Annotated in this window: 9 protein-coding genes, 2 tRNA genes and 1 other RNA gene; 9 read left to right on the top strand and 3 right to left on the bottom strand. The window is 70.2% G+C overall.

Going from position 1 to position 12,799, the window contains the following annotated elements:
* Nucleotides 1-36 precede the first annotated feature (36 nt).
* The 3 genes from ACZ3IC_RS11185 (at nucleotide 37) to ACZ3IC_RS11175 (ending at nucleotide 2,092) form a co-directional block, all read left to right on the top strand.
* Nucleotides 37-390 carry a VOC family protein gene (locus tag ACZ3IC_RS11185; protein ID WP_389983993.1) on the top strand — a complete coding sequence of 118 codons (354 nt, stop codon included), beginning with the start codon at nucleotides 37-39 and terminating at the stop codon, nucleotides 388-390.
* A 734-nt stretch (nucleotides 391-1,124) separates the two neighbouring features.
* Nucleotides 1,125-1,736, top strand: coding sequence for a DUF6232 family protein (locus ACZ3IC_RS11180; protein ID WP_467414851.1), 612 nt, complete (start codon nucleotides 1,125-1,127; stop codon nucleotides 1,734-1,736).
* On the top strand, nucleotides 1,733-2,092 hold the full coding sequence (locus tag ACZ3IC_RS11175; RefSeq protein ID WP_467414849.1) for a hypothetical protein: 360 nt from the start codon (nucleotides 1,733-1,735) through the stop codon (nucleotides 2,090-2,092). The genes ACZ3IC_RS11180 and ACZ3IC_RS11175 overlap by 4 nt, the downstream gene beginning before the upstream one ends.
* 945 nt (nucleotides 2,093-3,037) lie before the next feature.
* Here ACZ3IC_RS11175 and ACZ3IC_RS11170 read toward each other — a convergent pair.
* Nucleotides 3,038-3,125, bottom strand: a tRNA-Ser gene (locus ACZ3IC_RS11170).
* A gap of 131 nt (nucleotides 3,126-3,256) precedes the next feature.
* On the opposite strand from ACZ3IC_RS11170, the gene ffs reads away from it, so the two are divergent.
* The 6 genes from ffs to ACZ3IC_RS11140 all read left to right on the top strand — a co-directional run bounded on the left by ffs (nucleotide 3,257) and on the right by ACZ3IC_RS11140 (nucleotide 11,976).
* Nucleotides 3,257-3,353, top strand: an RNA gene (ffs, locus tag ACZ3IC_RS11165) — signal recognition particle sRNA small type.
* Nucleotides 3,354-3,427: 74 nt separating this feature from the next.
* Complete coding sequence (locus ACZ3IC_RS11160; RefSeq protein WP_467414847.1) at nucleotides 3,428-5,605, top strand: DNA polymerase III subunit gamma and tau; 2,178 nt, start codon at nucleotides 3,428-3,430, stop codon at nucleotides 5,603-5,605.
* Nucleotides 5,606-5,734: 129 nt separating this feature from the next.
* Nucleotides 5,735-6,985: a phosphoribosylamine--glycine ligase gene (gene purD / locus ACZ3IC_RS11155; RefSeq protein WP_467414846.1), complete on the top strand. Its 1,251-nt coding sequence runs from the start codon at nucleotides 5,735-5,737 to the stop codon at nucleotides 6,983-6,985.
* Between the two features lie 256 nt (nucleotides 6,986-7,241).
* Complete coding sequence (locus ACZ3IC_RS11150) at nucleotides 7,242-9,086, top strand: hypothetical protein (protein WP_467414844.1); 1,845 nt, start codon at nucleotides 7,242-7,244, stop codon at nucleotides 9,084-9,086.
* Between the two features lie 400 nt (nucleotides 9,087-9,486).
* Nucleotides 9,487-10,950, top strand: coding sequence for a N,N-dimethylformamidase beta subunit family domain-containing protein (locus ACZ3IC_RS11145; RefSeq protein ID WP_467414843.1), 1,464 nt, complete (start codon nucleotides 9,487-9,489; stop codon nucleotides 10,948-10,950).
* 111 nt (nucleotides 10,951-11,061) lie between these two features.
* Entirely contained in the window at nucleotides 11,062-11,976 is a 915-nt protein-coding gene (locus ACZ3IC_RS11140; protein WP_467414841.1) for a phosphoribosylaminoimidazolesuccinocarboxamide synthase, read from the top strand.
* A 58-nt stretch (nucleotides 11,977-12,034) separates the two neighbouring features.
* On the opposite strand, the gene ACZ3IC_RS11135 is transcribed toward ACZ3IC_RS11140, so the two are convergent.
* Together ACZ3IC_RS11135 and ACZ3IC_RS11130 are read right to left on the bottom strand one after the other, a co-directional pair.
* A tRNA-Gly gene (locus ACZ3IC_RS11135) sits at nucleotides 12,035-12,107 on the bottom strand.
* Between the two features lie 22 nt (nucleotides 12,108-12,129).
* On the bottom strand, nucleotides 12,130-12,714 hold the full coding sequence (locus tag ACZ3IC_RS11130) for a response regulator transcription factor (RefSeq protein ID WP_467414839.1): 585 nt from the start codon (nucleotides 12,712-12,714) through the stop codon (nucleotides 12,130-12,132).
* Nucleotides 12,715-12,799: the final 85 nt, after the last annotated feature.

Raw genomic sequence — 12,799 nt, 5'->3', positions numbered from 1 at the left:
GTACCGTGCCACTTTCCAATGCAAGGAGAATCCCAAGTGCGCGGTATCCGAACCGTCATGGTCTTCGTCGACGATCCCGAAGCTGCCGCCCGCTGGTGGGGCGAGATCTTCGAAGCTGAGGTCAAGCTCGACATCAACGGCACCTCCGTCTACGCCTGGCTCGACCTCGACGGACTCGAGTTCGGCTTCCACCCTGCGTCCCCCATGGCCAACGCCCACGGGCGAAGCACCGTCCCGTACTGGTCCGTCGAGGATCTCGACACCGAACGCAAGCGCCTCCTGGAAGCGGGCTGCACCCATCACCGCGGCCCCCTCGATGTGGAGCCCGGACGGCGCATCTGCCAGCTCATCGACCCGTTCGGCACCGTCTTCGGACTCGACGGTCCCTGAACCCTCGGAGCCAACCCATGCGCCACTGGCCACTCACAGCCCTCCAGCTCACCACCCCGAACTCGTTCTGCGTCTCCCCTCGGACGACCTCGACGCCCTCGCTCAGGTGGCCGCCGACGGAGTCGTCCCCGACGGCGCCGTGTACTTCCCGCAGCCCTGGGCCTCCGCGCCGCCGACCGAGCGGGCCAGGAGCGTCGTGCAGAACCACTGGTGGGCACGAGGTGACTGGACCTGCGAGAACTGGCGCCTGCTCCTGGCCGTCTTCCGCGAAACGAAAGGGGACCTGCGCGTCCATGCTCGGACAGCGGGCGCAAGGCTGATAGCGGCTCGCGGACTACGCGGATGTCGCTGATGGTCCGCAGCAACTGCGGACCGGTCCATCCTCATCGCCGACTCCTCCCGCTGCCGTGTTCGATGCCCGCAGGCCCTCCCAACCCTGGTGTTCTCGGATGAGCGAGTGCTCGCGTGGTACGCACCGTAGAGGGGAGAGAGCCCTCGCGAGCGGCCCGTGATCGGTTGCTGGGGGCACTGTTGCTTGGATGGAGGGTGCCAGCGGCGGGGACGGTCAGGATCCGACGTACACCGGTCGCCAGGACCTTCCTCTCTTTGAGGACGCCAATTCTCCCAAATCGCAGCCCACTTGACGATGCTCACAGGCTTGCAGTGAACGTGTACCACGTGGTTTATGTTGTTCTACGTGTAGTTGGCATTGCATCAACCTCAGGGGGAACGGCATGGAGCCAACAGATCCGGCGGAGCGGCCGTGGAACGCCCCGCCCCCGCCCCCGGTGCCACCGCTCTTACGCGGCGTCGACGTAGATCTGCGGGTCAGCAAGCGGCTGCTGTGGGTCGGCGGCGCCGCCTATCCGCTGCAGAACATCGCGCGGGTGTACACGCTCACCATCCACCCCAGGCGCAAGGAAGCCATCGTCCGCTTCTGCAGGAACGTCGCGATCACGCTGGCGGTCGCGATTGCCCTCACGATCCTCGGCGCCGTGGCCACCATAGGGAGTGAGGACGTGGGCGGCGGCATTATTACCTTCGTCTGGTTCGTCACGGTGGCTGGGCTGATCTACTTCGTCGTGGAGCTGATCTCCGTATTGACGGCGCAGTCGCACTACGTACTTGCCGTCGAAACGTCCGGCCCGTCCACCGCGGTCGTGACCAGCGCCAACCGGGAACACCTGAACCAGCTCGTCGGCTACATCGCCCACGCGATCGAGAATCCCGAAACCGAGTTCCAGGTGAAGGTGGAGAGCATCACGATCAGCCCCAAGAACTACTACTTCGGGGACAACGTCAACATGTACGGCGGCACCGGAAACGTTGGGATGGCGAGCGCATGAGCGGCGACAGCTACTACTTCGGCGACAACGTGAACATGCACGGCGGGCGGGGCAACACCGGCATCGTCAAGAACCAGGCCGTGGCCGACGACGCCGCAGCGGTGTCTCCCGCACTGCAGTCGGCCGTTGAGGAACTGCTCCAGCTGGTCGAGGAACTCCGCGACCGGGTTCCGTCGGCGAGCGCCCAGGCCATCGATGAATCCCTGGCGGACATCAGCGCCGACGACGGCGCGCTGCCGCAGGACAGACACCGGGCTCTGATGGCCATCGCAGGCATCGCCGCGACGGTCGGCGTCGTCGGCCAGCCGGTCCTCGATGCGGTCAACAAGATCCTCGAACTGCTGGGTGCGCAGTAGGACGACATCGGCTCCCGGCTAGCGGCTTCGGGGTCGGGTTCGGGACCGAGCTCGGGGCAGCTGCTGCGGCGATGTCGTTCGTGCGTTCACGTGCTGGACTCCTTGAAGCGTCCTCGCATCGGCCGACACGTTGTCTGGTTGGTCTTGAGCGTTCTACCGAGGACCTGCACGCCGTCGGGCGTCAGGCTGCGGGGCTGCTTGGCGGCGAGTCACGCGATTCCCATCCGGCGGCGGCCCCGTGACCCGTCGCCCGCTGGGGTGTGGTCAGACGAGTCGACTGGAGTGATATCGCAAGGCGTCTTCAGGTCGTGAGCGCTGAACATGGTCACGGGCCACGTCAGCTGGACCGAGGCCGTCACTAGGCGACCCGCCATGGTGAACGAGCCACCCCTTTGTCCGGTCACGCCGGCCAACCAATCTATGCGGAATACACCAAGGCGGCGGAGCCGCCGGTGGCTACCTCTACTGCGATCCGAGCCGGGGCCGGAGACTGGTACGGCGTCGGACGGGCTCACCCAGCTGACTCCACAGCCGATCTCCTGAGCGGAGCAGGGTCCAGTCGAAGGTGCGATGCAACATCAGCTCCCCGACGCCGAACCCACCCATCATCCGGACCAGGAACCCGGCCTGGTCCAGAAGACGATGCTGTTCGCGGTGGGTAGCACTGCTGAATCCTTCAGCGCGAGCACCAGCGGGAGAATTTTGGCCGCGTGAGTTATCCACAGGGGCGTGAGTGCTCAGCTTCCGGGTGTGGATCCGGGTTCGCTCGGCTTTGATGCGGTGGACCCGTTCGGTGCTCTCACGGCGGCGCGAACAGGAGTGCCCCGTCCGCTGCCGAGGAAACCCGGTTCGGTCGGCCAACTGAGACCAGAACTGAGACCATCAACGTCGAAGGCCCCCGCTGCAAGCAGCGGGGGCCTTCGACGTATTGCCCGGTGAGAGCAATGGCGGAGGATACGAGATTCGAACTCGTGAGGGGTTGCCCCCAACACGCTTTCCAAGCGTGCGCCCTAGGCCACTAGGCGAATCCTCCGCGGCAAACAATACAAGACGTTGGGGAGTGCTCGCGAACCCGTTCCCCCAGGGATCCGCCCGGGCTCGTTCGGAGCGGTTCGGGAGGGTGGGGCAGTGGACCGGCAGGGGTGGGGATCGGCTAAGGTGGGCTTCAGCCCCTCACGTGGCGCTATCTGACTGAACTCCCCCAGGGCCGGAAGGCAGCAAGGGTAGGTCGGCTCTGGCGGGTGCGTGGGGGGCCCTTGCGTTTCCGGCAGGCGTGGGGCGGCGCTTCGCCCGGTCCGGGGCCGGTTGTCGGTCCGCCCGGATAACCTCGTATGTGTGTCGTCCCTTGCGCTGTACCGCCGCTATCGCCCCGAGTCGTTCGCCGAGGTCATCGGGCAGGAGCATGTCACCGACCCGCTGCAGCAGGCCCTGCGGAACAACCGGGTCAATCACGCGTACCTGTTCAGCGGTCCGCGCGGCTGCGGCAAGACGACCAGCGCCCGCATCCTGGCCCGCTGTCTGAACTGCGAGCAGGGGCCGACGCCCACGCCGTGCGGGGAGTGCCAGTCCTGCCGGGACCTCGCGCGCAACGGGCCGGGATCGATCGATGTCATCGAGATCGACGCCGCATCGCACGGTGGCGTGGACGACGCCCGTGATCTGCGGGAGAAGGCGTTCTTCGGGCCCGCGTCGAGTCGTTACAAGATCTACATCATCGACGAGGCGCACATGGTCACATCGGCGGGGTTCAACGCCCTGCTGAAGGTGGTCGAGGAGCCGCCGGAGCACCTCAAGTTCATCTTCGCGACCACCGAGCCCGAGAAGGTCATCGGCACCATCCGGTCGCGTACGCACCACTACCCGTTCCGTCTGGTCCCGCCGGGCACGCTGCGCGAATATCTCGCCGAGGTCTGCGGCAAGGAGAACAGCTTCGTCGAGGACGGCGTGCTGCCGCTCGTCGTGCGGGCCGGGGCCGGGTCCGTGCGTGACTCGATGTCGGTGATGGACCAGTTGCTGGCCGGCGCGGGCGACGACGGTGTGACATACGCCATGGCGACCTCGCTGCTCGGTTATACGGACGGCTCGCTGCTCGACTCGATCGTGGACGCCTTCGCGGCGGGCGACGGGGCTGCGGCGTTCGAGGTCGTGGATCGGGTGATCGAGGGCGGCAACGACCCGCGTCGCTTTGTCGCCGACCTCCTGGAGCGGCTGCGTGACCTGGTGATCCTGGCCGCCGTCCCGGACGCGGGGGAGAAGGGGCTGATCGACGCACCCGCCGATGTCGTCGAGCGGATGCAGGCCCAGGCGTCGGTCTTCGGTGCCGCCGAGCTGAGCCGCGCCGCAGACCTGGTCAACGAGGGGCTGACGGAGATGCGCGGGGCGACCTCGCCGCGCCTTCAGGTCGAGCTGATCTGTGCCCGGGTACTGCTGCCCGCGGCCTTCGACGACGAGCGTTCGCTACAGGCCCGGCTGGACCGGCTGGAACGCGGCGCGTCCTTCGCGACCGCCGGTACGGGGCCCGCCATGGGGTACGCACCCGGGCCGGAGGTTCTGGCCCATGCCCCCGTCCCCGTCGCCCCGGCCGTGCAGCCCGGCGCCGGCCCCGCTGCCGCCCGTGCGGCGGTACGGGGGGAGGCGCCCGCAGCAGCGCCCGCTGCCGCGCCCCCGGCACCCGCGCAGTCCGTGGCACCCGTCGCCCCTCCCGCCCCGCAGTCGTCGGCCGAGGCTCCGGCCCCGGCTCCCGCGGGCGGCCAGCGTCCCGGTGCCTGGCCCACCGCCTCCGCGCCGGAATCGGGCCGCCGTCCCGGTGGCTGGCCGACCGCTTCCGCCCCCGGCCAGTCGCCGGTCCCGCAGGCCACCCCGACGCCCGCCCCGGCCCAGGCCGCGCCCGCGGCACCGGTGCCTGCCGCCGCCGAGCCGGCCCCGGTAATGACACAGGGCGCCGGCCAGGTGCGGAACATGTGGCCGGACATCCTGGAGGCCGTGAAGAACCGCCGCCGGTTCACCTGGATCCTGCTCAGTCAGAACGCCCAGGTCACGGGCTTCGACGGCACCACCCTGCAGATCGGCTTCCTGAACGCGGGCGCGCGCGACAACTTCGCGAGCAGCGGCAGCGAGGACGTCCTCAAGCAGGCCCTCGCCGAGCGGTTCAACGCACAGTGGAAGATCGAGGCGATCGTCGACCCGTCGGGCGGCGCGGGCGCACCCCCGCAGACCGGTGGCGGCCGCCCCTTCGCCGCCGCGCCGCCCGCGCCGCAGCGTCCGGCCCCCGCGCCCCAGCAGAGTTACGAACCCCGGCCTGCCCCCGCCCCGCACCAGCAGCCGGGCGCCGCGCCCGCCGCGGAGCCCGTACCGCAGCCGTACTCCGCGCCCGAACCCCCGCGCGCGGTCGCTCCCGAGGACGACACTCCCGAGGCGGACGACCCGGACCTCGTCGACTCGGCGCTCTCCGGGCACGACCTGATCGTCCGCGAGCTGGGCGCCACGGTCGTGGAGGAGTTCACCAACGAGTAGCCGGGGACCGCTCAGGGGTGCCCGGGGCTACCGGACGGGGTGTCGGGGCCGCCCGGCCGGGGCACCCGGGAGTGTCCACGGAGCGGCGTCCGTCAAGGGCGCCGCGCCGCGGCGGTTAGGCTGCACTCCGTGAAGGTCCTCGTCATCGGCGGCGGCGCCCGCGAACACGCCCTGTGCCGCTCTCTCTCCCTCGACCCCGACGTCACCGCTCTGTACTGCGCTCCCGGCAACGCCGGCATCGCGGAGGTGGCCGAACTGCACCCGGTCGACGCACTCGACGGCGACGCCGTCGCGCGCCTCGCCACCGACCTGGGCGCCGAGCTGGTGGTCGTCGGCCCGGAGGCGCCGCTCGTCGCCGGGGTCGCCGACGCCGTGCGCGCCGCAGGCATCCCCTGCTTCGGTCCCTCCGGTGAGGCGGCCCAGCTGGAGGGCTCCAAGGCGTTCGCCAAGGACGTGATGGCCGGGGCAGGCGTCCCGACCGCCCGCAGCTACGTCTGTACCACCCCCGCCGAGATCGACACGGCCCTCGATGCCTTCGGCGCCCCGTACGTGGTCAAGGACGACGGTCTCGCCGCCGGCAAGGGCGTCGTCGTCACCGACGACATCGAGGCGGCCCGCGCCCACGCCCTGGCCTGTGGCCGCGTGGTCATCGAGGAGTTCCTCGACGGCCCCGAGGTCAGCCTCTTCGCGATCACGGACGGCACCACCGTGCTGCCGCTCCAGCCCGCGCAGGACTTCAAGCGCGCCCTGGACAACGACGAGGGCCCGAACACCGGCGGCATGGGCGCGTACTCCCCGCTCCCGTGGGCCGACCCCAAGCTGGTCGACGAGGTCATGGAGTCGGTGCTCCAGCCGACCGTCGACGAGCTCCGCCGCCGCGGTACCCCGTTCTCCGGGCTGCTGTACGCGGGCCTCGCGATCACCTCGCGCGGCGTCCGGGTGATCGAGTTCAACGCCCGTTTCGGTGACCCCGAGACCCAGGTGGTCCTGGCCCGTCTGAAGACCCCGCTGGCCGGTGTCCTGTTGGGCTCCGCCAACGGCACCCTCGACGAGCTGCCCCCGCTGAGGTGGCGCGACGAGGCCGCCGTCACCGTGGTCATCGCCTCGCACAACTACCCGGGTACGCCGCGGACGGGTGACCCGATCGAAGGGCTCGACGAGGTGGCGGCGCAGGATGCCCCGCATGCGTACGTCCTGCACGCCGGGACCAGGCGGGACGGCGACACGATCGTCAGCGCGGGCGGCCGGGTGCTGTCCGTCACCGCGACCGGCAAGGACCTCGCGGGCGCCCGTGAGCGCGCCTATACGGCAGCGGCCCGGATCCGGCTCGACGGCTCGCAGCTCCGTACGGACATTGCCCAGAAGGCCGCGGAAGCCTGAGACCCCCGCATTCGCCTCCCGTCGACACCCACTGACGCGCCGCTGCCCCAAGGGCAGCGGCGCGTCAGCACCTTTACCCAAAGCCATTCCATCGAGTGACGGCTGAGCTATCCGGATGACGCCCGCCGAGTCCCCAACTAGGGTGCGGCGCAAGCATTCCGGCACTTGGCTCACTGGCATTGCGATGTCAGTGACGGGTGCCACAGTGGGGGAGTGAACAACACCGCCGCGGGGGCAGAGGGGGTGACGTCCGGCCGTGTTCGGTACGGGTACAAGTGAGGAGCTGGGTCTGCAGAGTGCGCGCGCCCGAGCTCTCGCTCTGCTGCGCATCCGCAGCGGAGCGACCGCCGCGGCCATCCTGCCTGCGGCGGTGGCCGTCGTGCTGCTCGTCGCGGGCGCACAGGGCCTTGCCGTCGGCAGCGGCTGGGACACGGCGCGCTGGGTCGTGACGGCCTGCGCGGTTGTCGTGCTCCTGCTGGCCGCGGCGGTCGCGATCGCGATCGTACGAGCGAGGCCCGCGGTCAGTCCCACCGTCCCGCTCACTGAGGAAGCCGCCCCCGATCTCTACCGCCTGGTCAGGGATCTCGCGGACCGGCTCGGGGTTCCCGCGCCCTCGGCGATAGCCCTCACGCCCGACTGCGACAGCTGGCTGGAGGACCGCACACACTTTTCGGCGCAGCCCGCAGCGTGCCCCGGAGCTGATCAGGGGACGCGTTCCACGGCCCGGGGTGTCAAAGGCTCCGACAACTCCGACAACTCCGGCAACGGCTCCGGCAACGGTTTTGCCGAGGACCGGGCGACGGGCGCGGCCCACCGTCGCAGGGGCAAGGCGGCCCCCGTGCTGGTCATCGGTTCGCCGTTCCTGTGGTGGATGCGGGTCGCGGAGCTACGGGCGGTGCTCGCCCCGGTCGTCGCGGGCACGGGCCCCTCCGCGCATCCCGACATAGCCGCCGCGCGTCGTTTCGTACGAGGGCTGGACGGAGCGGTCGCCGATGCGTCCGCGCCCGTTTCCGGGCCGCTGTCCGGGGTGCGCAGGGTGCCGCGTGTCTTCGTCGGATGGATCGCCCGGTTGCTGCTGCGCAGCTGTCGCAACCATGCCGCCGAGATGGAGCGGGGCGTCGCCGTCGCCGCGTCGATCCGTGCACAGGCTGTGGATTACGGTCTGCGGATCGTCGCCCAGGAGCAGGTCGGACTCGCCTACGCGGGCTGGGACCGGCTGCTCACCCGGGTCGCGCTGCCCGCCTGGCGGATGGGCCGCTGGCCGTCCCGGCTGGACGCGGGTGTCGTGTCCGCCCTTACCGAGCTCTCCAGGCGCGACCGGCTCGCCGACGGATTCACCTCGCGGCTCGGCGAGCGCCCTGCCTGCGACCTCCTGGAGGAGCCGGGCGCGGCCGACGAGGCGGCGTCGCTGCTGGCGGCCCGGCTCTTCCACGGCGGCCCGGCGGAGACCGGTCCCGACTGGTCGCCGGTCGACTGGCAGCAGTACCCGGAAGAGGTGGTCGACCGGAAGTGGCGCACCGAAGCGGCACGCCTGCACCGTGTCCTCGACTCGATGGTTGCGGCGCCCGCACAGGCCGCCGACGGCTCCGCTCCCGGCCGTCCCGCATTTCCCGTCGACACCGGGGTGCCCACGCTGGCCCGTGTCGTCGAGCATCTGACAGGACCGAGCGGGAGCGCGGAGGAGCTCGCGACCGGGATCAGCGCCGCGGTGGCCCGCGAGGAGGCGACGGCCCAACAGCCTTGGGCCGGCGGCACATCGAGCCCGGCGGGCCGCCCGAGCCCCGTCGGCACAGGTGTGGAAATCCTGGATCTCTGGGGCCCCGCCCCCCTCCCGCTCTTCCCGCTCCAGCCACCCCGTACGGGTACGGAACTGCTCGCCGACCATGTCGCGGCGATGGTCTGCTGTGCCGCCGTCGACACGGCGGGCGCGGCGCCCGGCCTCGACTGGCTCGACGGTCCCGCGCTGCTGGTCGACGGTGAGCGCCGGGCGGATCTGGGCAGACCTGTCCTCAGCCTGGTCGAGGACGGCGACGCGGGACCGCTGCGTTCCTGGCTCGCCTCGGTCGGCGTACGCACCGACAAGCCCGTCCGCCTCGTCTGAACCACGGACCTCGGCAGCAGCCCCGAAACGCAGCCCGTTCCACCCGCCTCACCCCCGCCACCCACTCACCCCCGCCACCCACTCACCCTCGCCACCCACCTCACCCTCGCCACCCACTCACTCTCGCCACCCACTCACTCTCGCCACCCACCTCACCGATAACGCCGCCAAGGGCCGCCGCACCCCCAATACCCGGAAGGATGCGTTCCGTTCACGTCAATTCGCGACGAACGGTGACGGAGTGCATGCGTTATGTGATGTGCTGGGGATCGACGCTGACAGTCGGCGCATCACTGTTGGCGCGCCGATGACGCACGGCCGATGGCGATTGTTGTTGATCACCGGCGATCAACGGTGGCGATCGGCTGTTGTCGCGGGGGACCTGCGGGAGGGAAGCGGTATGGGGGCGGAGCAGATTCGCCGATGGGAGTCGGGTGCCCTCGCGCATGCCGTCTCCGACCCCTTTGGCCAGGGCCCCCTGCCCTGGCTGCGCGGCAGTGAGAACTACCTCGACGACACCGGACACGTCGTCCCCTGGTACGCGGACCCCACCCTGGCCCGCGGCTCCACCGATGGCGGCACCCGTACGGCCGACGATGTGCACCGTCAGATCAAGGGCTTCATCTCCACGGGCGCCGCGGCCCCCGGCGAGGCGATCGACTTCCACATCACGGTGGATCCGCCCCAGCAGTTCTCCGTGGACATCTACCGCATCGGCCACTACGGGGGCGACGGCGCCGCCAAGATCACCACGAGCCCGCGGCTCTCCGGCATCGTCCAGCCCGCCCCGCTCACCGCCGACCGCACGGTCTCCTGCCACCACTGGTGGCAGTCCTGGCGGCTGCAGATCCCCAGCTACTGGTCGATCGGTGCGTACGTCGCCGTGCTCACCACGGTCGACGGATACCGCTCCCACATCCCGTTCACGGTCCGCGACGAGCACCCGGCCGATCTGCTGCTGGTCCTGCCGGACGTCACCTGGCAGGCGTACAACCTCTACCCGGAGGACGGCCGCACCGGTGCCAGCCTCTACCACGCCTGGGACGAGCAGGGCCGTCTCCTGGGCGAGGAGGACGCCGCGGTCACCGTCTCCTTCGACCGTCCGTACGCGGGCGCGGGTCTGCCGCTCCACGTCGGTCATGCCTACGACTTCATCCGCTGGGCCGAGCGGTACGGCTACGACATGGCGTACGCCGATACCCGCGATCTGCATGCAGGCCGGATCGACCCGGGCCGTTACCGGGGCGTGGTCTTCCCCGGCCACGACGAGTACTGGTCGGTGCCCATGCGCCGTACCGCCGAGCTGGCCCGCGACGGCGGCACCTCGCTCGTCTTCCTCTCCGCCAACACCATGTACTGGCAGGTCAGCCTTTCCCCGTCGCCGTCCGGGGTCCCGGACCGGCTGCTCACCTGCCGCAAGCGCCGCGGCCCGGGCAAGCCCGCGCTCTGGCGCGAGATCGACCGTCCCGAGCAGCAGCTTCTCGGCATCCAGTACGCGGGCCGGGTCCCCGATCCGCACCCATTGGTCGTACGGAACGCCGAGCACTGGCTGTGGGACGCGACGGGTGCCTGCGAGGGCGACGAGATCGACGGCCTGGTCGCGGGCGAGGCCGACCGCTACTTCCCGCGCACCGCACTTCCCGAGCACAAGAACCGCATCCTGCTCGCCCACTCTCCGTACCAGGACAGCGAAGGAGCCAAGCGTCACCAGGAGACCTCCCTGTACCGGGCCCCGTCCGGCGCGCTCGTCTTCGCCTCCGGCACCTTCGCCTGGTCTCCCGCCCTGGACCGCCCCGGCCATGTGGACCCCCGCATCCAGCTGGCCACCGCCAACCTCCTCGACCGCATCTGCAAACGCGCCTGAAACGCCTCCGAGGTCACGGCACGCAATGCCACGGACGCCCCCGCTCCACTTCGCGGCACCCCGATACGGGAGAATCGGTACGACTCCTGGATCAACCTACGCGGAGGCAGCGTGTCCGGATTTGTAGAAAAGCCCGAGCCAGTGCAGGTCCCGGGGCTCACCCACCTCCACACCGGCAAGGTGCGCGACCTGTACCGGAACGAGGCGGGCGACCTCGTCATGGTCGCCAGCGACCGCATGTCCGCGTACGACTGGGTCCTGCCGACCGAGATCCCGGACAAGGGCCGGGTGCTTACCCGGCTCTCGCTGTGGTGGTTCGACCAGCTCGCCGATCTCGTGCCGAACCACGTCCTGTCCACGGAGCTCCCTGCCGGAGCGCCCGCGGACTGGGCCGGCCGCACACTGATCTGCAAATCGCTGCGGATGCTCCCCGTCGAGTGCGTCGCGCGCGGCTACCTCACCGGCTCGGGCCTCGTCGAGTACAACGAGTCCCGCACGGTCTGCGGCCTCGCGCTGCCCGAGGGCCTCGTGGACGGCTCCGAACTCCCGGCGCCGATCTTCACCCCCGCCACCAAGGCGGCCGTCGGTGACCACGACGAGAACGTGAGCTACGAGGAGGTGGCCCGCCAGGTCGGCGCGGAGACCGCCGCCCAGCTGCGCCGCACCACCCTGGACGTGTACAGCAGGGCCCGTGACATCGCGCGTGAGCGCGGAATCATCCTCGCCGACACGAAGTTCGAGTTCGGTTTCGCTCCCACGGCCGACGGCGGCGAGGAGCTGATCATCGCGGACGAGGTGCTTACCCCGGACTCCTCGCGGTTCTGGCCCGCAGCCACCTGGGAGCCGGGCAAGGCCCAGCCCAGTTACGACAAGCAGTTCGTGCGCGACTGGCTGACCTCGCCGGCCTCCGGCTGGGACCGCAAGAGCGAGCAGCCGCCCCCGGCGCTGCCCCAGGAGATCGTGGACGCGACCCGGGCGAAGTATCTGGAGGCGTACGAACTCCTCACCGGTATGCCCTGGCGGTAGGTGCCGCAGCACACGAAGAAGCCCCCGGCCGAAAGGCCGGGGGCTTCTTGCCGAACCGAGCGGACGACCAGGTTCGAACTGGCGACCTCAACCTTGGCAAGGTTGCGCTCTACCAACTGAGCTACGTCCGCAAGCGCCGAAGCGCGAGGTCCACTATACCCATCCGCGCTCGCGTGCGAGACGCACTGCCGCATGACGGTTCTCCGCCCCGAGCTTCGAGGCGGCTGCAGAGAGGTAGTTCCGTACGGTTCCCTGCGACAGCGACGCCCGCTCCGCGATCTTCACGACCGGCGCTTCGTCGGCCGCCGGCTCCAGCACTTCGGCCTCGCGCACGGTCAGCGGCGAGTCCCCGGCGGAGATCGCATCGGCCGCCAACTCCGGGTCCACGTAACGGTTTCCGGCGTGCACGGTACGGATGATCCCGGCCAGCTGCCGGGCGCTGACGGTCTTCGGTACGAAGGCCCGCACGCCCGCCGCGAGTGCCCGCTTCAGGTGTCCCGGCCGGCCGTGACTCGTCACGATCATCATCCGGCAGCCGGGCAGTTCGGCCCGCAGGAATGTGGCCACGCTCACACCGTCGGCTCCCGGCATCTCCAGATCGAGGACCGCCACATCGGGGCGATGGGCCCGCGCCATGGCCAGCGTCTCCGGACCGGTTGACGCTTCCGCGGCCACCATGAGGTCGTCCTCCGGAGCGAGCAGCGCGGCCAACGCGCCGCAGGCAGTGCGAGCTGTCACCACTGCTCATGACAAACGCCATGGGTGGGGAGCGGACGGGAATACGACGAAGGCCCTGGTCGATATCGACCAGGGCCTTCAATCC

The sequence above is a fragment of the Streptomyces sp. NPDC002958 genome (assembly GCF_055563255.1).
Note: the sequence above shows the minus strand (reverse complement) of the source record. Positions and strands in the feature narration are given on the sequence as shown.